General features: G+C 35.0%; 24 protein-coding genes. 17 read left to right on the forward strand and 7 right to left on the reverse strand.

Annotation, left to right across the window (positions count from 1 at the left end; genetic code table 11):
* Positions 1 to 50: 50 nt before the first annotated feature.
* The 10 genes from V7P73_RS05465 to V7P73_RS05510 all read left to right on the forward strand — a co-directional run bounded on the left by V7P73_RS05465 (position 51) and on the right by V7P73_RS05510 (position 10084).
* Entirely contained in the window at positions 51 to 521 is a 471-nt protein-coding gene (locus tag V7P73_RS05465; RefSeq protein ID WP_333851920.1) for a hypothetical protein, read from the forward strand.
* 256 nt (positions 522 to 777) lie between these two features.
* Positions 778 to 1500, forward strand: a complete 723-nt coding sequence (locus V7P73_RS05470) for a hypothetical protein (protein ID WP_333851921.1) — start codon at positions 778 to 780, stop codon at positions 1498 to 1500.
* A gap of 272 nt (positions 1501 to 1772) precedes the next feature.
* Positions 1773 to 3719: a 1,4-alpha-glucan branching protein GlgB gene (gene glgB / locus V7P73_RS05475; RefSeq protein WP_333851922.1), complete on the forward strand. Its 1947-nt coding sequence runs from the start codon at positions 1773 to 1775 to the stop codon at positions 3717 to 3719.
* 12 nt (positions 3720 to 3731) lie between these two features.
* The gene (locus V7P73_RS05480; protein WP_333851923.1) at positions 3732 to 5138 is read left to right on the forward strand and encodes a glycogen synthase; all 1407 of its coding nucleotides are present in this window, start codon (positions 3732 to 3734) and stop codon (positions 5136 to 5138) included.
* A 75-nt stretch (positions 5139 to 5213) separates the two neighbouring features.
* Complete coding sequence (locus V7P73_RS05485; protein ID WP_333851924.1) at positions 5214 to 6482, forward strand: glucose-1-phosphate adenylyltransferase; 1269 nt, start codon at positions 5214 to 5216, stop codon at positions 6480 to 6482.
* Between the two features lie 96 nt (positions 6483 to 6578).
* The gene (locus tag V7P73_RS05490; protein ID WP_333851925.1) at positions 6579 to 7346 is read left to right on the forward strand and encodes a DUF3108 domain-containing protein; all 768 of its coding nucleotides are present in this window, start codon (positions 6579 to 6581) and stop codon (positions 7344 to 7346) included.
* A 113-nt stretch (positions 7347 to 7459) separates the two neighbouring features.
* Positions 7460 to 7729 carry an SRPBCC domain-containing protein gene (locus tag V7P73_RS05495; RefSeq protein WP_333851926.1) on the forward strand — a complete coding sequence of 90 codons (270 nt, stop codon included), beginning with the start codon at positions 7460 to 7462 and terminating at the stop codon, positions 7727 to 7729.
* 278 nt (positions 7730 to 8007) lie between these two features.
* Positions 8008 to 8862, forward strand: coding sequence for a VOC family protein (locus V7P73_RS05500; RefSeq protein WP_333851927.1), 855 nt, complete (start codon positions 8008 to 8010; stop codon positions 8860 to 8862).
* A gap of 313 nt (positions 8863 to 9175) precedes the next feature.
* The gene (locus V7P73_RS05505; protein WP_333851928.1) at positions 9176 to 9613 is read left to right on the forward strand and encodes a VOC family protein; all 438 of its coding nucleotides are present in this window, start codon (positions 9176 to 9178) and stop codon (positions 9611 to 9613) included.
* A gap of 30 nt (positions 9614 to 9643) precedes the next feature.
* Entirely contained in the window at positions 9644 to 10084 is a 441-nt protein-coding gene (locus V7P73_RS05510) for an SRPBCC domain-containing protein (protein ID WP_333851929.1), read from the forward strand.
* Positions 10085 to 10097: 13 nt separating this feature from the next.
* On the opposite strand, the gene V7P73_RS05515 is transcribed toward V7P73_RS05510, so the two are convergent.
* The 3 genes from V7P73_RS05515 to V7P73_RS05525 are packed head-to-tail and all read right to left on the reverse strand — an operon-like array spanning position 10098 to position 12786.
* Positions 10098 to 11213, reverse strand: coding sequence for an FAD-dependent monooxygenase (locus V7P73_RS05515; protein ID WP_333851930.1), 1116 nt, complete (start codon positions 11211 to 11213; stop codon positions 10098 to 10100).
* Between the two features lie 3 nt (positions 11214 to 11216).
* Complete coding sequence (locus V7P73_RS05520; RefSeq protein WP_333851931.1) at positions 11217 to 11903, reverse strand: hypothetical protein; 687 nt, start codon at positions 11901 to 11903, stop codon at positions 11217 to 11219.
* A gap of 16 nt (positions 11904 to 11919) precedes the next feature.
* Positions 11920 to 12786, reverse strand: coding sequence for a sigma-70 family RNA polymerase sigma factor (locus V7P73_RS05525; protein ID WP_027383822.1), 867 nt, complete (start codon positions 12784 to 12786; stop codon positions 11920 to 11922).
* A 458-nt stretch (positions 12787 to 13244) separates the two neighbouring features.
* Here V7P73_RS05525 and gldD point away from each other — a divergent pair, with 458 nt between their 5' ends.
* The 4 genes from gldD to V7P73_RS05545 all read left to right on the forward strand — a co-directional run bounded on the left by gldD (position 13245) and on the right by V7P73_RS05545 (position 18172).
* A complete protein-coding gene (gldD, locus tag V7P73_RS05530) occupies positions 13245 to 13802 on the forward strand; it encodes a gliding motility lipoprotein GldD (protein WP_333851932.1) in 558 nt (185 codons plus the stop codon).
* A 113-nt stretch (positions 13803 to 13915) separates the two neighbouring features.
* Complete coding sequence (locus tag V7P73_RS05535; RefSeq protein WP_333851933.1) at positions 13916 to 14836, forward strand: PfkB family carbohydrate kinase; 921 nt, start codon at positions 13916 to 13918, stop codon at positions 14834 to 14836.
* A 57-nt stretch (positions 14837 to 14893) separates the two neighbouring features.
* Entirely contained in the window at positions 14894 to 16729 is a 1836-nt protein-coding gene (locus V7P73_RS05540) for a hypothetical protein (RefSeq protein ID WP_333851934.1), read from the forward strand.
* Between the two features lie 66 nt (positions 16730 to 16795).
* Positions 16796 to 18172 carry a peptidylprolyl isomerase gene (locus V7P73_RS05545; protein WP_333851935.1) on the forward strand — a complete coding sequence of 459 codons (1377 nt, stop codon included), beginning with the start codon at positions 16796 to 16798 and terminating at the stop codon, positions 18170 to 18172.
* A 68-nt stretch (positions 18173 to 18240) separates the two neighbouring features.
* On the opposite strand, the gene V7P73_RS05550 is transcribed toward V7P73_RS05545, so the two are convergent.
* The 4 genes from V7P73_RS05550 to V7P73_RS05565 are packed head-to-tail and all read right to left on the reverse strand — an operon-like array spanning position 18241 to position 20624.
* Positions 18241 to 18579, reverse strand: coding sequence for a hypothetical protein (locus V7P73_RS05550; RefSeq protein WP_333851936.1), 339 nt, complete (start codon positions 18577 to 18579; stop codon positions 18241 to 18243).
* A gap of 26 nt (positions 18580 to 18605) precedes the next feature.
* A complete protein-coding gene (locus V7P73_RS05555) occupies positions 18606 to 19691 on the reverse strand; it encodes an MBL fold metallo-hydrolase (protein ID WP_333851937.1) in 1086 nt (361 codons plus the stop codon).
* A 2-nt stretch (positions 19692 to 19693) separates the two neighbouring features.
* Positions 19694 to 20047 (reverse strand): DUF2116 family Zn-ribbon domain-containing protein, encoded by a 354-nt coding sequence (locus V7P73_RS05560; protein WP_333851938.1) that lies wholly within the window; start codon positions 20045 to 20047, stop codon positions 19694 to 19696.
* Positions 20048 to 20090: 43 nt separating this feature from the next.
* The gene (locus V7P73_RS05565; RefSeq protein WP_333851939.1) at positions 20091 to 20624 is read right to left on the reverse strand and encodes a hypothetical protein; all 534 of its coding nucleotides are present in this window, start codon (positions 20622 to 20624) and stop codon (positions 20091 to 20093) included.
* Between the two features lie 183 nt (positions 20625 to 20807).
* Here V7P73_RS05565 and V7P73_RS05570 point away from each other — a divergent pair, with 183 nt between their 5' ends.
* The 3 genes from V7P73_RS05570 (at position 20808) to V7P73_RS05580 (ending at position 24263) form a co-directional block, all read left to right on the forward strand.
* Complete coding sequence (locus V7P73_RS05570; protein WP_333851940.1) at positions 20808 to 21143, forward strand: single-stranded DNA-binding protein; 336 nt, start codon at positions 20808 to 20810, stop codon at positions 21141 to 21143.
* A 63-nt stretch (positions 21144 to 21206) separates the two neighbouring features.
* Entirely contained in the window at positions 21207 to 21647 is a 441-nt protein-coding gene (locus V7P73_RS05575; protein ID WP_333851941.1) for an HRDC domain-containing protein, read from the forward strand.
* 69 nt (positions 21648 to 21716) lie between these two features.
* Positions 21717 to 24263, forward strand: a complete 2547-nt coding sequence (locus V7P73_RS05580) for a phosphoenolpyruvate carboxylase (RefSeq protein ID WP_333851942.1) — start codon at positions 21717 to 21719, stop codon at positions 24261 to 24263.
* Positions 24264 to 24272: the final 9 nt, after the last annotated feature.

Here is a 24272-nt window from a genome sequence, read left to right on the forward strand (position 1 = left end):
CTATAAGTCAAAGTAGATATTTAAAATGCGAATACTAAAACACTTTTATGATGGACTTAGATTTATACAATTTCAGTTTTGGTACTCACAGAGACAAAAATGTCATCTGGATTCGTTTTGAGAAAAATAATACCCTGATTCAGGAGCTTCAGAAAGCCTTTCCATCTGCTACGTGGAGTAGTACAAACCGAGCTTGGCATTTGCCGGATCTCCCTGCAGTGAGAGATGCACTCAAATTAGCAAGAAAAGAATGGGGAAGCCAGATCAAGTCCGAAATAGATGAGGTAAATCAAAAAGCTTTTTCAGATTTTATAGACCAGCTGAAGCTGAAGGCTTATAGTAAGAACACAATCCGAACCTACATCACAGAGTTTGGGCATCTGCTTCGGATTCTTCGGACTTTTCCGGTAGATGATCTCTCAGAAGATCGGCTGAAAGATTGCAAGAGCTTCTGGGGCATAACTCTATCAAGACTACACAAATCTACACCCATATCACAGATGTTTCAAAAACAAAAATAAAAAGTCCATTGGATTTTTTATAAAATAATAATGTAAAGAAAAATTCCTTAACTTTACAATACATTCTAAGCTCCATAAAATCATAACCTAGAGAGAGCACATCCAATACAAGTCCAATACATATCCAGTAAAGTCCAATAGAATAGTAGTTGAGTAATAGATTGGTACTGTATGAAAATTCGTGTTAGCCTATACAAAGGATACACAAAGGGTACAGAGTGTACACAAAAGCTACAAACTGGAAAAATCATAAACTATGGCAAGAGTCAACAAAAACGGAAATCTTAGTGGAGCAATAGGTAACTTGGTATTTGTAAACAGAGATGACAAAACACACGTTCGCTCAAAACCTAAAAGGGTAAACCAATCCACTAATACCAGAGGTGCCGCTACTGGCTTTGGTAAAAACAGCGGTCACGATCGTATCCTGAGAGAGGCTATCATGGACAAAATACAGATTAGAAACTACCGTTGTTTTTCCATCAACCACCGCACTAGGCTCAGGCTCACGATAGGAGAGTCCACCAACCAAGATGGTACCACAAAGATGGCGTACCTCAATCCGCAGCCAATGGTCGGCACGGTATTCAATAACGATTGGCAGTGGGAGAGAGCCACCAATTTCTATCCCGAGTATAACTTGAGTGCCCAAAATACGATGACAGTCCATTTGCCACAGCTTACAATAGGCAAACAGATCATTTTCCCCAAAAATGCAGTGCAGGCAAACCTCGATATATACGCGTTCACAATAAACCCCAATACGCAGAATATACAGACCGAGATCCTTTCATCCCTATCGTTCAGTTTGGAAAAGAAAAAAGATATACCAGCACAGGATTGGATATTTGATATTCCCCAAGGTACTTTTTGGACAATGATATTGGCAACCATCAGCTACACATCACCCAAAAACAATATCGCCGAGGAGCATAAGCACACCGGCACCTATCTCTGGGCAAAATCCATCAACCCATAAAAAAGAAATTTCCTCCCTTTAGGGTTGAGGCAAAGAAATCTCCTCCCTTTAGGGTTGGGGCAAAGAAATCTCCTCCCTTTAGGGTTGGGGCAAAGAAATTTTCTCCTTTTAGGGTTGGGGCAAAGAAATTTCCTCCCACAAAAAAAACTTTAATACTATTTAACAAAAACTTTTTTACTATGTAACGATTAATATTGTTATCTTGGTAAAGGTATTATAATTGCTACCAAATCAGCATTAATCATTCATCATTTATCACTTATAATTAACCTATGTCGGTTCAGCCATATTCACTATTCTCCGATTTTGATATTTATCTTTTCCGTTCAGGAAAACACACCAGGCTTTACGAAAAGTTCGGTTCTCATAAGGTCGAGGTCGATGGGGTCTCCGGTGTTTATTTTGCCGTTTGGGCGCCAACAGCCACAGACGTTGCTGTAATGGGGAATTTCAACAATTGGAATTCTTTTTCTCACAAGTTGGCAGGACGGTGGGATCAATCTGGGATTTGGGAAGGTTTTATTCCCGATTTGGATTTTGGTGAAGTTTACAAGTATGGCATTAGGACAAAAGACGGTATTTTATTAGAAAAAGCAGATCCATACGGACTTTGTTTTGAGAATGCTTTGCAGGCGGGATCTGCAGTTTGCACCACTTGGTACGAGTGGCAGGACAAAGACTGGATGGAAAAACGCTGGCGTTACAACAGCCTCGAAGCTCCTATTTCTGTTTACGAGATGCATCTCGGTTCTTGGATGCGTGACCCAAATAATCCTCAACGTTTTCTTAGTTATGGCGAGATAGCAGACAAATTAGTTCCTTATCTCAAAGCCATGAATTTTACCCACGTAGAATTTATGCCCGTGATGGAATATCCATACGACCCAAGCTGGGGTTATCAGATTACAGGGTTTTATGCCGCAACTTCCAGATTCGGTGGGCCACAGGAATTGATGTATTTGATTTCCGAACTTCATAAAAATAATATCGGTGTTTTTCTGGATTGGGTGCCTTCTCATTTTCCGGGCGATGCCAATGGACTTCATCGTTTCGACGGTTCTTTTTTATACGAACACGAAGATCCCAGAAAAGGCTTTCATCCAGATTGGAAATCCTATATTTTCAATTACGGAAGACCAGAGGTCAAATCTTTTCTGATTTCAAATGCAATATTTTGGCTAGACCGTTACCACGCCGATGGTTTACGTGTGGATGCGGTGACATCTATACTACATCTCGATTATTCCAGAAACGATGGTGAATGGGAACCGAATATCTACGGTGGCAACGTCAATCTGGAAGCCAAACAATTTTTACAGGATTTTAATACCGCGGTTTATAAAGAATTTCCAGATGTGCAGACCATTGCAGAAGAAAGCTCAGATTTTCCAAAATTAACCAAACCTGTCCACGATGACGGAATTGGTTTTGGGATGAAATGGATGATGGGATGGATGCACGATACATTGGACTATTTCAAAGAAGACCCAATCAATAGGAAATACCATCACAACAAAATTACGTTCACGAGCACCTATATGTATAATGAAAATTATATGATGCCCTTGTCTCACGATGAGGTGGTGCACGGAAAAAGCAGTCTGATTTACAAAATGCCGGGTGACGAATGGCAGAAGTTCGCCAATCTCCGTGCAATGTATGTTTATATGTTCACCAATCCGGGAGCGAAATTGCTTTTTATGGGAGATGAGTTTGCCCAAACCAACGAATGGAATTTTACGAGTTCTCTTGATTGGCATCTGCTCCAATACCTTGTTCATAAAAATCTTCAGGAATTTGTGAGGGATCTGAATTTCTTATACAAAACACATCCTGCTTTATATGAGTTGCAATTCTCGCCGTATGGTTATGAATGGGTTGATGGTGATGACAGAGATAATTCGATTTTTGTTTACCTCAGAAAAAGCAAACACGACAAAGAAGTTCTAATGACTGTTCTGAATCTGACACCCAATAGTTTCGATTACAGAATTGGTGTAGATGAAAATACAGATTGGAAAGTAATCCTCAATTCCGATGAAGAAAAATACAGCGGAAGCGGAGTAGAAGCCGTCATTTCCCAAAGATTGGATGAAGGTTGGAATAACAGAAAGAACTCAATCATCATAAAATTACCACCATTATCAGGTGTGGTATTGAAACAAAGTAAACTTATAAAGAAATCTAAGATGGCGGATTTCCTGAAACGTAAAAAATAAACTAAGAAATATATGAAAGTATTTCATCTCTCTATGGAGTGTTATCCTGTTGCAAAAGTCGGTGGACTTGCGGATGTGGTAGGCGCACTACCAAAATATCAGAATAAAATGGGGTTGGATGCCAGCGTGATAATGCCTTGGTACAACAAACCGTTTTTCTACAATCACGATTTCGATATTGTGTTTGATGGTTTCATCCATCAATCATCACATATGTATCAGGTTCAGGTTTTCAAAGAGAAAGACAAATCATTAGGTTTTGATTTGTATTTGGTTAAAATTCCAGGACTTTTGGATAGGGAAAATGTCTATGGCTATTGGGATGAGAGCGAGCAGTTTATTGCTTTTCAACACGGTGTTTTGCATTGGCTGAGTGCGATGCAGATTCGTCCGGATGTTTTGCATTGCCACGATTATCACACAGGATTAGTGCCGTTTATGATTGATAATTGTTATGAATTCCGTTTCTTGAAAGGTGTCAAAACGATTGGAACGATTCATAATGGCGAATATCAAGGAAGTATGAATTGGCAGATGTCCAGTTTTCTTCCACATTTCGATGGTCAGAACTCGGGATTATTGGATTGGAACGGAAGAATCAATCCGATGGCGGCGATGATTAAGACTTGTAATGCTTTCAATGCTGTGTCTGGTGGGTATTTGGAAGAGTTATTTTACAGCTTCCAAGGTCTTGAACCATTGATGAATCAGGAACGCCAAAAAGCTTTTGGAATCATCAACGGAATTGATACCGAAGTTTGGGACCCGCAAACCGATGATATGTTGAAGTTCAATTTCAACCGAGATTATGCAGAAGAAGGAAAATGGGAAAATAAAAAAGCAATTTGTGCAGAATACGGACTTAATCCAAATCTTCCGCTTTTCGGTTTCATAGGTCGATTTGCTGGAGAGAAAGGCGCAGATTTATTACCAGATATTGTGGAGAAAAGTATTCAGGAAACAAACGGCTCATTGAATATTATTGTCTTAGGTTCCGGAAATCCACAAATCGAAAATAGGCTCAGAGAATTACAATATCAATTCAATATTAATTTTGCGATTGATTTGGGTTACAAAGAATATTTATCGCATCAGATTTATGCTTCGGCAGATTTCTTGCTAATGCCAAGTCGGGTAGAGCCTTGTGGGCTTAACCAAATGTACTCTATGCGATACGGAACGATTCCTATTGTGAGATATACAGGCGGTTTACGAGATACAGTTCAGGATATTTCAACTGGTGGTAGTGGACTTAATTTTACCAATGCTGGAGCAGAAGACGCAGTTCACGCCATAAAAAGAGCATTGCACATTTATAGTCAGAAAGATTTGATGAAAGGTTTGATTTATAATAATATGTCTTTTGATTTTTCTTGGGAGAAATCGGCGCAGAATTATTCTCAGCTTTATAACTATTGATTTTTTTGTTAACATTGGCTTAATATTTGAAAACTATCATTAACTTTAATAAAAATATATAACTAAAAACATATTATGAATGAAAGCGTAATTTCTATCGTTTTAGGAGGTGGACGAGGAAGCAGATTATTCCCATTGACTTATACGAGGTCCAAACCCGCAGTTCCAATTGCTGGTAAATACCGTTTGGTCGATATTCCTATTTCTAATTGTCTCAACTCGGGACTTAACAGGATTTTGGTGTTGACTCAATTCAATTCTGCATCACTGAATTCTCATATCAAAAACTCTTATCACTTTGATATTTTCAGCAAAGGATTTGTAGATATTTTGGCTGCTGAGCAGAATGTGGAGAATGAAAACTGGTATCAGGGAACCGCAGATGCAGTTCGCCAGACAATGAAACATCTTGAAAAATATGAATACGAATATATTCTGATTCTTTCTGGTGACCAGCTATATCAGATGGATTTCAAGAAAATGATAGATTTCCACAAAGAAAAAGGTGGAGATATTACCATTGCAACAATCCCTGTAACGGCGAAAGATGCCACTGGATTTGGGATTATGAAAGCGGATGAAGATAGCAATATCACTGCATTTACAGAAAAACCGAGTTTGGATATTCTATCTGATTGGACTTCTGAAACCAGCGACGCAAGTAAAGCTCAAGGTAAGGAATATCTGGCTTCGATGGGAATTTACGTATTTACAAAAAATGTTTTGAGAAAGCTTTTTGCTGATTATGAAGGTGATGATTTTGGAAAAGATTTCATTCCTGCATCCATCGGAAACCTAAATGTTTTAAGTTATCAATACGATGGTTATTGGACAGATATTGGTACAATCGAGTCTTTTTATGAGGCTAATTTAGATTTGGCTCAGGATTTACCTCAATTCAATTTATTCAGCTCTAATCCAATTTATACAAGAGCAAGAATGCTTCCTCCGACGAAAATTAATGGTTCGTATGTCAGTAAAACTATTTTCGGCGATGGATGTATCATTTTAGCAGATAAAATTGAGAATTGCATTATCGGAAACAGAACCCGAGTAGACAGAGGTTCTACGATTGTGAATTCCTACGTGATGGGTGCTGATTACTATCAGACTGCGCAACAAGTTTCTCAAAATGAGAGAGATGGAATCACAAGTATGGGTATTGGAAAATACTGTTATATTGACAAAGCGATTCTGGATAAAAACTGTTACATCGGAAATAATGTAAGAATTATTGGTGGAAAACATCATCCAGACGGAGATTACGGCACACATTCTATCAAAGACGGAATTGTGGTAGTAAAGAAAAACGCAGTCATTCCAGACGGTACTAATATTATGTAATTGGATACATATTTAAAACCCTTCGCAAACGGAGGGTTTTATTTTTTAAATTTGGCAAATAATTTGTCTTATACTAAGCCTATAAATAAATAATTAATGAAGAATCTGTTATTTCTTATCAGTTTTTTATGCTTCACATCTGCTTCGGCGCAATTTGATAATATCAATTCTGGCGAGGTTTTGAGTTATAGAATCCACTACGGTTTCATTACGGCTGGAAACGCTACTTTATCAACGACAAAAACGTCCTATAAAGGTCAGCCTGCTTTCTACGTTCGAGGTGTCGGGAAAACAAGTGGTGCCGCGAAAGCCTTTTTCAAAGTAGAAGATGTTTACGAAAGTTATATTAATGAGAACAGGGAACCGCTTTTTTATGTGAGAAATGTTTCTGAAGGAAGCTACACGCAACATCTGCAAAGTACTTTCAACCCAACAAATAACACATTGGTTTTAGTAGATAAAAAACATACAGACAGACCTGCAAAAACAATTAAAGTTCCTAATGATATTCAGGATATGTTGTCTTGTTTTTATTATTTGAGAAGTCAGTCTGCAGATAATTTGAAAGTAGGAAGTGTTCTGAAAATGAATGTCTGGATTGATGACGAATTGTTTCCTTTTCAATTAAAAGTTGTTGGAACAGAGAACTTGTCAACCAAATTTGGTAAAATCAATTGTCTTAAAATTATTCCTTCTGTGATTAGCGGAAGAGTTTTTAAAGAGAAAGAAGGTGTGACGATGTGGGTCTCAAATGACAAGAACAGGGTGCCAATTCTTATAAAAGCCGAACTGGCAGTTGGATCACTCAAAGCAAGTATCGATGGTTACACCAATGTGAAATATCCATTGAGTTTTAAAAAATAAATATACTGAAAATCACTCTTTTATGGGTGATTTTTTGTTTCGTGGCTAATTATTGTCCTAAGGCAAGTTGAGCATATCAGAATAAACTTAACTTTGATTTAAAATAAATTCAAATGAGTAAATTAACAGTAACTGCAAAAATCAATAAACCAATTAATGAGGTTTGGAACGCATTCAATAATCCAGAACATATTGTGAAATGGAACTTTGCCCACGAAAGCTGGGAATGTCCTTCTGCTAAAAATGATTTGACAGTTGGTGGTAAATTAGAAGTAAGAATGCAGGCAAAAGACGGAAGTTTTGGTTTCGATTTGGTTGGGATTTATGATGAGGTCAAAGAATATCAACTTATCAAATACTATATGGAAGACCACACTGTCTGATGACAAAACAAAAGTGACAGAATATTTTGATCCCGAAAATCAGAATCCTTTGGAATTCCAAAAAGATGGTTGGCAAGCGATTCTGGATAATTTCAAGCGTTATTCAGAAAGTATTTAGATTCAACCAAAAAAGTTACAAAAGATTGCATCAACTTTTTTAAGCGAAAGCGTTTTTGTAAACCTTAAAAACAGTTTATATTTAAAAAAAACTTTTTGGAATTTGTGTTAAAATTTAGAAGATTAACACTCGTCTAAAATCTAATTCAAAAATATAAAAAATGAACAACAATATATTTCCGTGTTTCTGGTTTAACCAGAACGGCGCTGAGGCGGCAAAATTCTACACTTCGATTTTTCAAAATTCAAAAATTACTGTTAACACACCAACGGTCATTAACATAGAAATTGAAGGTCAAAAACTAATGTTTCTAAATGGAGGTCCAATGTTCCAACCAAATCTCACTTTATCATTAATGATGATGTGTGATTCAGCAGAAGAAGTGGAAAATTACTACCAAAAATTGGCTGAAAAAGGAAAAGTAATGATGGAGTTGGATGCTTACCCTTGGAGCGAAAAATATGCTTGGGTGGAAGATCAATATGGTATTTCTTGGCAATTATTTCTGAGTTCTGAAAAAGCAAAACAAAAGTTTTCTCCGGTAATGATGTTTACAGGCGAAAATGCTGGGAAATGCAAAGAAGCTTTGAATTATTATACCAATATTTTCCCAAATTCTAAAATTGAAGGTGTAATGGAGTATGCAGAAGGTCAAGGCGATGTGGCTGGAAATGTGGCGCATTCTCAGTTTATCATCAATGATTATGTGATGATGGCGATGGACAGTTCTCACGACCATAAAGCTCATTTTACCGAAGGAACTTCTATAACCATAATGACAAAAGACCAAGAAGAAACCGATTATTATTGGAACGAATTCACGAAAGAAGGCACGGAAAGTATGTGTGGTTGGCTGAAAGACAAATATGGTTTCAGTTGGCAGATTGTTCCACACAGATTGATTGAACTGACCAATACCAACGAAGTGGAGAAAGCTCAAAAAGCTTTTGGAGCAATGATGAAAATGAAGAAAATCATCATCAAAGATATAGAAGATGCTTATTACAACTCATAAAATAAAAATTTATGAAATCATTAAGTTGTCTTGGAATCCAAGTGGATGGTTAATTACGATGACCCAGCAAAAGTTCAGGAGCATTAAAGAATCAAACAATAAAAATTACAAAAGAGTAGAAATATTAAATTGTTTTTCAACATTAAGAAGTTAGGAATTACTGAAATATCTTAATCAAAATCAATTTATTGATTTCTTAAATGTTTAAAAATGTATTGTATTTTAATACCTTAATGATTGAGGAAATTAAGATTTAAATAGACTCTTTCTTTTGTGGTTTTAATAAATAACATAATTCAAAATAAATTAGAAAATGCCAAAATTAAATTCATACCTCAATTTTGATGGTACAGCAGAAGAAGCTTTCAAGTTTTATCAATCCGTTTTCGGTGGAGAATTCGTAGGCGGAGTAATGAAAATGGGAAATGCGCCAGGAACTGAACATCTTTCCGAAGATGAGAAAAACCGAGTAATGCACATTGCATTACCCATTGGAAAAGACCTTTTGATGGCGTCTGATATTGTTCCTTCTATGGGACAAAAACTCAATCAAGGAAACGGAAATTATATTTCTATTTTCCCAGAAAGCAGAGAAGAAGCCGACCGAATCTTCAACGGACTTTCTGCTGGCGGAGAAATAGAAATGCCAATGGAAGACCAGTTTTGGGGCGACTATTTCGGAAGCTTCAAAGACAAGTACGGCGTTTGCTGGATGGTCAACCATAGCAAAGATTCTGGTTACGAAGGATAAATAGTTTACACAAAAAAACAAAATAATTCTATGAAAAAAGTGACAGCAAAAGCAACTATTGGAATTCAGAAGCCTGTTTCAGAAGTTTTTGAAGCGATTATTAATCCGGAAATAATGCAGAATTATTTCATTTCCAAAGGCTCCGGAAGAATGGAAACTGATAAAGAAATCTTCTGGTCTTTCCCTGAGTTTGATGGTTCTTATCCATTGACAACGAAAGAAATAATTCCCAATGAGAAAATTGTTTTTGTCTGGGACCCAAAATCTGTTGTGACGATTGAGCTACAAAAGTTGGCTGAAAATAACACAGTGATAAAAGTTTTGGAAGAAGGACATACCAGTGATGAAAAAGACATAAAATGGGCAATTGGTCAAACCGAAGGCTGGGCCAATTTTCTAGCTTGTATGAAAGCGTGGTTGGAATATAGAATTCATCTGCGGAAAGGCGCTTTCGACTTTATGAAAACTTAAAAGAACATAAAAACTAGATTTCCAATCTCAAAATCTTCTCCATCTGTTTTTGATTAACAGTTTCCGGAATCATTCTAAAAATAAAATTTCGGATTCCTGTGAAATTTTCCCATTGCGCAATCTTTCCGATTGTCCAACTTGTGTTCACAATATGATGAACTTTTTCTTTCCTGATTTTTTCAAATTGATCAAAAATTTTGTTCCAGTCTTTTTCGGTTTTCAAAAGCTTTGACAAAATATAAGCATCTTCAACAGCTTGACAACCACCTTGTCCCATATTCGGGGTAGTTGCGTGGGCAGCATCTCCAATTAGGCAAAGGTTCTCTGCGGACCAATTATTCATTGGTTTGATGTCGATAATGTCATTCAGAATAATGTTTTCTTTAGAAGTTTTAGAAAGCATTTCCAAAATATCAGGATGGAATTCGTGAAACGTTTCCAATAAATTAATATCAGCACAATAGAAATTCTCATTGACCAAAGCGTACCAGTATAAAGTATTTTTAGATAATTTCACAAAACCGAAACGTTTTCCTTTTCCCCAAATTTCGTAAGCGTTGTGACTGTATTTTTCTGGAATTTCGGTTGTAAGAATTCCGCGCCAACATTTTTGATTGGCATTTCGGATTTCTCCGGATTTAAGAATTTGATTTCTAACTAAAGACTTTACACCATCAGCTCCGAAAACAATTTCACTTTCAATCTCTGAATTATCTTCAAAAGTCAAATGGTAACTTTCCTTTTTCTCAATTTTCGAAAGCCGTTTATTCAGAACAATGTGTTCCGAAATATTTTCACTCAAGATTCTTTGTAAATCTGCTCTGTGAATGGCGATGTTACAAACATTGTATTGGCTTTCCAATTTCAAAACATCAGTTTTAGAAATAGTTTTCAGCTTTTCATCAGTGATGATTAAAGCGTGCATTTTGGTTCCTGCATTTTCAATTTTTTTCTTCAATCCGAGTATATCGAAAATTTGCATTGCATTTCCAGCCATTGCGATTCCCGCTCCAACCGTTTTTATTTCTGGCGCACTTTCATAGATTTTGAAATCGATGTTTTGTTGCTTTAGAAAGTTGCCTAAAGTCAAACCGCCAATTCCCCCACCGATGATTGAGATGTTTTTCATAAGTTATTTTAAACCGTAGTGAAGTAACTTACTTCCTAGTTCGGTAATTTTCGAATTCTTCTTTCTAAAATCTTCTAACTCATTTTGTGTATACATATAAAAAGGATTTGCTCTTTTTTTACAAAGTCCATTAATTAAAATTTCTTCTTCTTCAAAACTAATATTTAACATCATCTTGTCATCTAATGATTTTAAAACAAATAAGTTTGGTAAAAATGTTTTTTCTACTATGTAAGTTAATTTTAGAAATTCTGAATATGAGATTCTTTTTAGTAAAAAATTATTAAATAAACGTCCAATAATCTTAGGTTTTTCATCGGAATCGACTCGACTAATTATTTCTAAAAGTTTTTCTCCAACTTTATGCTGATATTCTTTGGAGTCATCAATGAACTGAATTTCCTTAAGAATAAAATCTTTATCCAAATCTTTCAGCTCATTTAGAAAATGGATTAATTTATTGGTGAAAATTCTATCATTGATTGTATTTCCAATACTTAGAATTTTTGTTATGCTTCCAAGAATAGGAATGTCTTTTAAAGTGTCATTTGTTATAAATTTATCTAAAGATATTTCTGATAAATCTGAAACTAAAGAAAAATTTTCACTTTTAATAATTTCATTAAATTTATTATTCATAACTTCAAAAATACAAAAAAAGCAAGACCAAAAGTCCTGCTTTAAAACCATTCAGTGAATGAAAATTTTATTTCCCTAAATAAGACTTCAAAATCTTACTTCTCGTATTATGTTTCAATCTTTTGATTGCTTTTTCCTTGATTTGACGAACTCTCTCTCTCGTAAGGTCAAAAGTTTCACCGATTTCTTCAAGTGTCATTGGATGTTTTCCGTTCAATCCGAAATACAATCTCACCAAATCAGCTTCTCTAGGCGTCAAAGTTTGAAGTGCTCTTTCGATTTCGATTTGTAGAGATTCCAACATTAGATCTTTATCAGGACTTGGAGATTCACCAGAACGCAAAACGTCATAAAGATTAGAATCTTCACCTTCCACAAGCGGCGCATCCATTGATAGGTGACGACCACTGTTTTTCATAGATTCTTTGATATCTTCCTCGCTCATATCCAGAACTTCTGCCAATTCTTCCGGAGAAGGTGGTCTTTCGTTCTCTTGCTCAAGGTGAGCGTAAGCTTTGTTGATTTTGTTGATAGAACCAATTTTGTTCAAAGGTAATCTTACAATTCTCGATTGCTCTGCCAAAGCCTGCAAAATCGATTGACGAATCCACCAAACAGCATAAGAGATGAATTTGAAACCTCTCGTTTCATCATATCTTTTTGCCGCTTTCATCAGACCAAGATTTCCTTCGTTGATTAGATCGGGAAGAGAAAGACCTTGATTTTGATACTGTTTAGAAACCGAAACCACGAAACGTAAGTTAGCTTTGATCAATTTTTCAAGAGCAGCTCTGTCTCCAGCACGGATCCTCTGAGCCAAATCTACCTCCTCGTCAGCGGTGATCAATTCAACTTTTCCAATCTCTTGCAGATACTTGTCTAGTGATGCAGTTTCCCTGTTGGTAACCTGTTTTGTAATTTTTAATTGTCTCATTATAAAAACCTCATTCTATTAGGTTGCATTATATTATACGATAAGAACATCAAAAAGGTTACAAATATTTTAATTTCATCAGATTATTGTTTAATTTTAACTCATTTTAAAACAGATTAAGATAATTTGGGCAGCTATTTCCGCCTTCCACTCCCAATCTTTTCACTCCGCTGCGCTGCGTAAAAAGGATTTCCGCTCAGGTCGGGCTGCAAGATTCTACATAAAACATCATTCCGTAATAAAATCCAATTTTGTCATTTCCTAGGAATCTCAGTAGTTTAAATTCCTACCGGAAAGACAAAATGATGTTATATAAAATTAGTGAAATTTCGAAAATCTCCGATTGAATTAATTAAATCCCCAATCATTATTACATATTTCTCTGTAAATCAATTATTCTTAACAAAAATTAGGTTTTCAAAATTTTCTGTATCAATTCTAATTGTTATTTTTGCCGGATGTTTAAAAATCTGATCAGAATTTTTGTTGGTCTATCGTTATTCTCTTGCGGTAAAGAACCGGTTCCGAAACCAAAAGGAGATTTGCGTTTGGAATATCCCAATCCAAAATATCTGAGTTTTTCTTCGCCCTGCAGTTATTCTTTCGATTATTCGGATTTTGCGAATATTAAAGATGCAAAACAGCCTTGTTGGTACAATCTGTCTTATCCACAGATGAAAGCTAATGTTTTTATTACCTATTTCCCAATTAAGAATGATTTTAATCTTCACGTGAAAGAAGTAGAAAAAATGGTTTATGAACATACGATCAAAGCAAGCTCTATTGAAACTAAGACTTTTTCTTATCCAGAGAAAAAAGTTTACGGAAGTTTTTATGAATTGAAAGGACAAACGGCTTCTAATATTCAGTTTTTTGTGACGGATAGTACGAGACATTTTGTAACTGGGAATTTGTATTTCAATTCCCGTCCGAAACCAGATTCCTTAGCACCAGCTGTAGATTATATCAAAAAAGATCTTCTGCATATGATAGATTCCTTTGATTGGAAAGAGTAGTAGTTTGAAGATGGAAGTCAGATGATTTTAACTTCGAAAATAAAAATAAAATAACATAATATAAAAATTTCCGACATCCATCTTCGGACATCGGACATAGAAAAACTTAACATATGAAATTATTAGCAGTAGGGACTGTAGCATTTGATGCCATCGAAACACCTTTTGGACAAACGGATAAAATTCTTGGTGGTGCAGCCACATATATTGGTTTAGCCGCTTCATCTTTGGATACAGAAGTAAGTTTGGTTTCTGTAATCGGAGGAGATTTTCCGCAAGAATATCTGGATATGATGACTTCTAAAAATATTAATGTGGATGGAGTAGAAATGGTAAAAGATGGAAAAACTTTTTTCTGGAGTGGAAAATATCATAACGACCTTAATTCCAGAGATACTCTAGTTACAGAACTTAATGTTTTAGCTGATTTTGATCCAAAAGTTCCTGAACATTCTGCTGATGCTGAAGTTCTGTTATTAGGAAATCTTGATCCTGTGGTTCAGCTTTCAGTTTTGGAAAGAATGAAAACGCAGCCAAAATTGGTAATCCTTGATACAATGAATTTCTGGATGGATATCGCTTGGGATAACTTGATGAAAGTAATTGCTAAAACAGATGTTATCACAATTAATGATGAAGAAGCAAGACAACTTTCTGGAGAATATTCTTTGGTGAAAGCAGCTAAGAAAATCCACGAATTAGGACCAAAATATGTCATCATCAAAAAAGGAGAGCATGGTGCTTTGCTTTTCCACGATGGGAAAGTTTTCGCCATTCCTGCTTTGCCTTTGGAGGAAGTTTTTGATCCAACAGGAGCTGGAGATACTTTTGCAGGAGGATTCGCAGCGTATCTTACAAAGAAAGGCGATTTTAATTTTGAAAGTATGAAAACAGCGATTCTTGTAGGAAGTGCAATGGCTTCTTTCACGGTAGAAAAATTCGGGACAGAAAGAATCGAAACTGTTACAAAAGAAGAATTGTCTGAGAGAATCAATCAGTTCAAAGAATTGACCTCATTCGAATCTGCAATATAAATTTAACCTTATTAGAATTTAGCACTCAAATGGGTGTCGTAAATTAACATATATAAAATGAAGAAGATTTTTTTTCCTGTTGTTTTAGCATTTGTCTCGCAAACTGCTTTTTCACAATACCTGATTGTTGGCAAAGACAGCATCTCTGTAAAAGATTATATCAAAGATAACAAATATGGACTGGAAACCAACGGTCCGGATAAATCTGTAAATTCTACAGTAGAATTTTTATTGTTGCAACAATTAGCAAAGGAAAAAAAAGCGGATACGCTTAACTTTTTCGTTAATTCTGTTAATCAAAAACTATCTGAGTTAAGAGAGCAAAAATTCTATCCAAAACCGATTATAGATCCATTGGTTCAGGATTTTGTTAATTCTAATAAGACTGAAACTCAGGTTTTACTTTTCATCAAAGAAAAAAAGGCGGATGATAAAACCGATTACAAAGCACTTTACAATGAAGTGAAAGCCGGTAAAATGACAATGGAAGATTTCTTGGCAAAAAATTCTAAACCAGAAGCATCAAAACCATTTTATGTAAAACCAGGAATGTTGGATTATGAACTATATCAACAGATAAAAAATGCTTCGGCTAATTCTTATACATCATTTATTGACAAACCCAATGTGGTTGCTTTTGCAAAAGTAGTAAACACAAGACCTAGCCTTGGTTATATGATTTTTGGCGTTTTGTCTGTTCCAAAAGATGATAATTATGAATCTAATAAAGCCAAAATCTATAAAGAACTGGCTTCTGGGAAGAAATTTCAAGCAGTTGTAAAAGAGTTTGGTGCTACTGAGGAAGAGAAAAATTCTGGAGGTGCAGTAATGGGATCTCCAATTTTACCAGATGAAGTTTATAATGCTTTGAAAGGTCAGAAGAAAGATTATTACACACCAGAGCCAATTTTGTTTGGTGACAAATATTTTATCTTCAATATTTATAATATCGAGCCTTATCAATTAACAGATGATAATAGAAGATTCTTCCAAAAAGAAATGTTATCTACAAGTTATGGTGAAGAAGCGACTTCTAGATTGGTAAACTGGCTGAAAACTCAGGATAAATTTACAGAGACTAAAGATTTTGCTGAAATTAAAAAATCTTATCAGGCTTATCTTAATCCGAAAAATCCAAAAGCTGTTCTTTTCACGTATGGGAAAAATACGGTGACTTACGAAGATCTTAAAAAAACCATAGATTCTCAGTATAAAAGTTTGGAATTGATTCCGACTACTCAATGGGCAGAACTTGTAGATTATCAGGCAGAGCAATACATCATTGGTGTTTATGCAAAGAATTTTGAAAATCTTCCTGAGGTAAAACCAGAATTAACAGAACTTAAGAAAAATCTTTTCTCTGAATATATCTTCTCTGAATATCTGAAAGACGAGGTGAAAAATAATCCTCAGCTTTACACAGAATATTATAATGCCAACAAGTCCAAATTTGTTTGGGAAAAAAGAGCAGAATCTAGAGCGGCTGTTATTTCTGATCCAAAACTCATAAAAGAACTTGAGAAAGAAGTAAAAGATCCTAAAAAATGGACTGCACTAAAAGAGAAATATAAAAATCAGGTGAACGATAAAAACAAGGTTTTGGTTCATTTTGAGGAAGGTAAGATCCAGGAAAGTGCAGATATTTTCAAAAAACATAATGTGCCATTTAAAAAAGGGACATTTGCGACTAAGATATCAGACAGAGACGTGATTGTTGCGATTGATGAATTGTTGCCGGAACAGCAGATGACTTTGGAAGAATCCAAAGAAGATATGACAGATGCTGTAACAGAAAAAGTACTGCAAACAACAATAGCTAATCAACGAGCAAAAACTAAGGTCAAGATTGAGCCTGCTTTCATGGCAGAACTGAAGAAAAATTTTAAGAAATAATTATAACAAAAAATGAAGCAGAATTGACGGATAATCCTAATTTTGCACCTTAATAATCAAAATATAATGTTAAAATACACAAAATGTCTTTTTTTATTGTTTGTTTTTGTTTCCTTTTTTAGTGGGAAATTATCAGCACAATTACAAAAAGGTCAGCTGATAGATGGGATCGCAGCCGTAATTGGTAATGAGATTGTTCTAGAATCTGACATAGAGGATCAAGCGAACTATGCGAAACAGCAAGGCGCGAATGTAGGTGATAAATGTGATTTTATGGAAAGTATCCTGAATAACAAATTGCTGATCTACGAAGCAAAAAAGGATACATTGATAGAAAACAGAAGTGCAGCTATCAAGGAAATGGCAGGGAACAAATACAACCAGATTCTGGGTCAGTTTCCGGATGAAAAAACGATGTTGGCAGCTTACAAATTCAGAACATCTTACGAGATGAAAAATGCGATTGAGAAAATTGATGCTGATAACTATTACGGTCAAGCCAAATACGGAAGAATTACTGAAAAAGCGGACGTTACACCGAATGAAGTAACGGATTTTTATAATCAATTCAAATATCAGCTTCCAAACGTAAAAGATGAAGTAACTCTTTCTAAAATCAGTATCTATCCAAAGATTTCTGCAGCGCATAAACAAGAAATTATTGATAAGCTTAACAAAATAAAGCAGGATATCAAAGGTGGTGAAAGTTTTGAAAACCAAGCGAGAATCTATTCTGAGGATGAAGGTTCGGCTGCTGTTGGTGGGATTTATAAGAACATCAATATGGGACAAATGGTAAAACCGTTTGAAGCCGCTGCGCTTAACCTTCAGGAAGGTGATTTGTCAGATCCTGTGGAGTCGGAGTTTGGTTATCACTTGATTCAATTGGTGAAAAGAAATGGTAAGAAATACGACGCAAGGCACATTCTTATAAAAAGTACGCCAAACGCTCAGGAAATTACCGCTGCAAAAAAAGAGTTGGATAGTATCCGAACTTTGATTTTGGAGAAGAAAATCACTTTCAAAGATGCAGCTTACAAATATTCTGATGATAAGAGTAATAAATTCAGTGCTGGTATTATGACCAACAGTCAGGATGGTTCTGATAAACTAGAAAAACTGAATCTTGATCCAACTATTTCTTATCAGATTGCAGGACTTAAAAAAGGAGATATTACGGATCCTTTCCAACAAGAAGATTCTCAAAAAAGAAAAATGATCAGTATTGTTCAGGTTAATGATATTATCGATGCGCATCAGTTGGAATTGTCCACAGATTATGAGAGAGTCAAGGAAATGGCGCTTAACAAAAAGAAAAACGAAATCGTAGAAAAATGGGTTACGAATAAAATTCCATCAATTTTTATCTCGATTGATAACAAATATAAGGATTGTAAATTCCATACAAACTGGTTGAAAACATCTGTTGTTGAAGCTAAATAATCTACTTATTAGAAAATAAAAAAGGATGAACATCATTGTTCATCCTTTTTTTTGTTTTTGATTTAAATTTATTCTGACTTTACGATTTTATAATCATCAAATTTTCCGTTCCATTTTTCATTGTAAGTATTGAATTCTATTGTAGTGATTTCGCCATTGCTGACATCAATAACATAACTTAAACCATCTTTTAAACCTTTAACTTCGATATTTTCTCCATTGCTGTATAAGGCGTTGATATCTTCAAAATCTCCACTGAAATCCGGGTAAACAAGATTGGTAATCAAACTATCTTTACTAAGTTTTCTCTCAGTCACTTTTAGATAAGGAATATGAGATTTTAATGACGGATATTTTATTGTTAAGTTTTCTAAGAGTATCAGCTCTAATTCGTTTAGTTCTTCCATATCACAAATTTAAATAAATTTAATATTTAAGAATTCCACCATTCTGGAAAAACCTTAGAATCATCATTTAGACTGAGTTTTTCGCCAATCATCGGTGTGGCAATTTTGAAATTTTTACCTTGACTGTTTTCAAATATTTTCTGCAAAGGTTCGTTCCAGGAATGTTGTGCTAATGCAAATTTTGAAGAATGAACGGGTATAATATTTTTAACATTCAGATCTTCTACAACTTGTACCAATTCTTCCGGCAAAGTGTGGATGTATTTCCATTTCACATTGTATTGTCCATTCTCTAAAATAGCCCAATCAAAAGGTCCGAACTTTTCTCCAATCTGTTTGAAATGAAAATCGTAACCACTGTCTCCACCAAGAAAAATTTTCTTACTACGTGTTTCTAAAACAAAAGAAGACCAAAGTGTATTATTCCTTTTGAATCGTCTTCCGGAAAAATGTCTCGCAGGAGTAGAAGTTATTTTGAATCCGTGTGATACATTTTCTTCCTCATACCAATCCAGTTCGGTGATTTTTTCTTCATCATAACCCCATTTTTCTAAATGTGAACCAACACCAAGACCACAAATTACTTTTTTAATTTTAGGTTTAAGGCTTTTCACGGTTTTGTAATCCAAATGATCGTAATGATCATGCGAAATAATCAAAAAATCAATCTCCGGAAAATCTTCTGCAGAATAGATATCCGTTCCGGCAAAAGCTTTTGTAGTTCTTGGAATAGGCGAGGCATTTCCACTGAACACAGGATCAACCAAAAATCTTTTTCCATCCAGCTGAAAATAGTAAGATGAATGTCCCATCCAAACCAGAAAATTATCAATTATCGACTGATTTTTCAAGTCTGTTTTATGAGTTGGGATAAGATTTTTAGGTTTTTTATTTTCAGTTTTATCGGTTATAAATTCCCAAAGAACTTGTCTCATCGTGAATCCTTCAGCGAGCGATGGCGTATAACTTAAGTTCTGAAAAACACCATCTTTATAATTAGGCGATTGTTTCATCCGGATCAATCGTTTGCCGGAAAAACTGCCACCAAAAACTGGAAGATTGTAAAGATAAATTGCCAAAGCAGCTAACAAAATCAGAAAAGTAAGAATCATAATTAATCGGTCTTTTTTACTATTAAAACCCAATCGTTATCAAGGATTTTGTAACCTTGATCATAAACGAAAAAGTATTGCGAGCCGTTTTTGTACTTCACGATTTGTGTGATGAAATCGAAATCAAAACCAGCGTTCTGTAGTTTAAGACGATTGATTTTCGTTTTTCCTTCAAAATTATGTTCAGAAAGTATGCGGTAGTTCTTGCGGAGTTTGTTGTTGACGTTCCGCATATAGTTGGTAGTCGTTTTGTTTTGCTTATTGTTGAAGGCGTTTCGGCAAGCATCGGAACAGAACTTTTTGTCTGATCTTCCAATGATTTTGTCGCCACATTCTGGGCAGGTTAGAGTTTCCATTCGTGTATTTATCAATTCAACTAAATTACAAAACTTCAGAAACTTAATGATTAGTCGTTGCTTTTTTCTTGATTAATTTTCCATTTTCATCGCTCATGTCTTTTTGCAAGAAGTAAATTGTCTCATTTTCCTTGAACACCCTGTTTTGCAAATCCTTTTCACTAAGATTTTCACATCCGGTTGGAATCAAAAACGGCTGAATAATTTTCATCCAATTCCCTTTGATGAAGGAATAAGTTATCATTGTGTAAGTGCAGCCATTCATCGGAGCTTGATAAATTGAGATTTCATCGCTTCCATCATTATTTAAATCGCCTTCGTTAATGAGAATAATCGCACAGCAGCCTGCTTTTATCGGTTTTAATTTTGCATCGGAAAATCGAATTTCAAATTCTGCGGGTGTACCATTTTCTATCGGATTTCCTTTTGCTTCTTTAATTTTGATTACAGTTGCAGTTATTTTTTTGCCATTTCCCAGAAATTTACCTTGGATTTTTTCTCCGATCTTATGTTCAGTTTTTGAATTCTGTCCGAAAGTTAAAATGCTAAAAGTCAGAAATGTTATTAAAGATTTCATTTTATTAAATCAATTTATGCTCTCTAAAATTATAAAAACTTTCCGTTTACAAACGATTACAAACGGATATAAATACTTTTTAACCGAATCCAGTTTTCTTTTTGATGAAAATTTGCAACAGAAAATCAAGCGAAAGACAAAACACGACTTGATTTAAAAAGTTTAATTCAAAAATTTAATATTATGTCTTTAAGAAACAAAGTGACACTTATTGGTCACACAGGAAAAGAAGTAGAGGTTTTCAATTTCGAAAACGGAACTAAAAAAGCAACCGTTAGTCTAGCAACAAGTGATTATTATATCAATGCTGCAGGTGAAAGAGTAGAAGATACGCAATGGCATAATCTTGTTGCGTTTGGAAAAGTCGTAGATATTTTGGAAAAGTATGTTCCAAAAGGAAAGGAAATAGCAATAGAAGGAAAACTAACTTACAGATCGTATGATGACAAAGATGGAACAAAAAGATTTGTGACAGAAATCAAAATAGATGAACTGGTTCTTTTGGGATCTAATAAATAATATCAAATAAACCTCGGTAAGCGGAAAACTTGCCGAGGTTTTTATATCTTAATTTTGAATATTATGAAAGTAAAAGTTTTGAAAATAAGAATTGATGATCGGTTTCAAATTACAGATGAAGCCATAGTTAATGATTATTTATCCCGATTCGAGATTGTTAATATGAATGCAAAACTCATGGCTGATGAAATTAATTATTGGTCGGTTTTGATTTATTACAACAACAAAAAGAATACGGTAATTTCTAGTAAAACTACAGTGAATTCAGAATCTGAACTTTCGGAAGAAGAAAAGATTATTTACAATAAGCTCAAAGATTGGCGTGCAGATAAGGCAAGAGAAGCCCAATTGCCAGCTTATATCATTTTTCATAATACCCATCTGATGTCTATTGCAAGACATAAACCTTGCACTTTGGAAGATTTAGAAAATGTAAACGGAATCGGAAAGTCTAAAGTAGAGAAATTTGGGATAGAAATTCTCGAGGTTTTGGAAAATGCATAAATATAAAATTTACAATAAAAATAACATGATGAAGGATTGATTTTATGATTTATCTCTTATTTTTGTTATATGCTAAACGATCAAAAAATTGAAAAATTCAGGCAAATTGTAGAAAATAAATTTCAAATCTACAATTCACTCTTCATGAGTTTGCCTTATGATAAAATGACCAATATTGGGATGCTGCTTCCTTTTCTTTATGAGGAAAGTAAAGAAGGCTACCAACAAGGGAAATCTCCGGAAGAAATTGTGGAAGAGTTTTTCCAGAAACATACCGAACTACAAACTGAAGATCAGAAACTGGAATTGCTATTCAAAATTATCCAATACATAGAAAGACAAGTGGTTTTGTTTGATAGTATAGAAGATGCAGCTTTCCAGCAATTACACTCTGAAACTGATTCTGGTACAGTGATGAATCTTTATGAGAGAGCTAATCAAGAACACCACTTGACTGCCATCCGAAAGAAAATGGATGACTTTGGAATTAAAATTGTTTTCACGGCACACCCGACTCAGTTTTATCCAAATGCTGTTCAGAGAATCATCCACGATTTACGTGATGCAATCATTAATGATTCTGTGACACAGATTGATACTTTGCTTCAACAATTAGGAAAAACGCCATTCGTTAATAAAGAAAAACCGACACCATTAGATGAAGCAATGAGCATCATTTATTACTTGAGATATGTTTATTATCAAAGTATTGGTGAGTTGTATAGAAAAATCAAACAAGTTTATGGTACTTCTACTTTCACACCGAGTCCAGATATTATTCAGTTAGGTTTTTGGCCAGGTGGAGACCGTGATGGAAATCCTTTTGTAACGGCAGATATCACGATGAAAGTTGCTGAAGAATTGAGGATTTCTATTCTTAAAGATTATTACGGACATCTTAAAATTGTGAGAAGAAGATTAAGTTTCCGTGGCGTTTCTGACGTCTTAGATGAATTAAGTAAAAACCTTTATGTATCTATTTTTCAGAAAGAAGCTAGGATCTCAGCAGATGAAATTGTAAAGAGATTAGACGAAGCAGAAAAGATTCTCAAAGAAGAACATAATTCGCTTTTCATAGATGTGTTGGATGATTTCAGAGATCGAGTGAAGATTTTTGGAACTCACTTCGCGACTTTGGATATCCGTCAGGATAGTAGAGTTCATCAAAATGTGATTGATGATATTTTTAAGAAAATAATTGATGAAAATGTAGATTCTAGAACGGATGATGAAAAAGTTCAGCTTTTGATTGATTCTAATCAGGTTCTGAATCCGCAAGATTTTGAAGATGAAATGACTTGCGAAACTCTGAAAAGTATTTATAACATCAAAAAAATCCAAGAGAGCAATGGTGAACGTGGGATGCATCGTTACATTATTTCCAACTCGGATGAGGTGAAAGATGTGATGAATGTCTATGCTATGATGAAACTTTGTGGTTATGCAGATGATGAAATCAATATCGATATTGTTCCGTTGTTTGAAACGATGGAAGGTCTTGACAAATCTGAGGAAGTGATGAGAACTTTGTACAGCCATCCTGTTTATAAGAAACATCTGCAAAAACGAAACAACAAACAAATCATTATGCTTGGCTTTTCAGACGGAACCAAAGATGGTGGTTACTTGAAAGCGAATTGGCAAATCTATACTTCGAAAGAGAAGCTTACTAAAATCTCTGAGGAAAACGGAGTGAAAGTCGTTTTCTTTGATGGTAGAGGTGGACCACCCGCAAGAGGTGGTGGAAAAACTCACGATTTCTACGCTTCGCAAGGGAAAACAATTGCCAACAACCAAATTGAGTTAACGATACAAGGGCAAACTATTACAAGTGTCTTCGGAAATAAAGATCAGGCGAAGTTCAACTTTGAGCAGTTGTTGACGGCGGGGATTGAGAATGATGTTTTTAAAAGTGTGAAGAAAGATTTGAATGATGAGGAAAGAAAGTTAATCTCAGAATTAGCAGACATCAGTTATGGTAAATATTCTGACTTAAAAGCGCATCCAATGTTTGTTCCTTATTTGCAAGAGATGAGTACTTTGGAATATTATGGACGAACAAATATCGGAAGCCGACCAAGTAAAAGAGGAGCAGGTTCTGAACTGAAGTTTGAAGATCTAAGAGCAATCCCTTTTGTTGGATCTTGGGCACAGTTGAGACAAAATGTTCCTGGCTTCTTTGGGTTTGGTTCTGCTTTGAAGGCTTTGAAAGATGCAGGAAGATTTGACGAAATCAAAGAACTATATAAAGGTTCGGACTTCTTCAAAACGCTTGTTCTGAACTCGATGATGAGTATGAATAAGACTTATTTCCCATTGACTTATTATATGAGAAATAATGAGAAATTCGGTGAGTTCTGGAATATCTTGTTTGCTGAATTCTCTTTGTCTAAAGAAATGATGTTGGAACTAACCGGCTATAATATCCTTATGCAGGAAGAACCTATCAATAGAAAATCGATTAGAATTAGAGAAAAGATTGTGCTTCCGTTGTTGAGCATCCAGCAATATGCTTTGATTAAAATCCAAAAAGGAGAAGGTGATCGTGAGGCTTATGAAAAGCTTGTTATGCGTTCTCTTTTCGGGAACATCAATGCGAGTAGAAACTCGGCCTAAGAAAAAATC

Source organism: Epilithonimonas sp. (assembly GCF_036780765.1).
Taxonomy (GTDB): domain Bacteria; phylum Bacteroidota; class Bacteroidia; order Flavobacteriales; family Weeksellaceae; genus Epilithonimonas.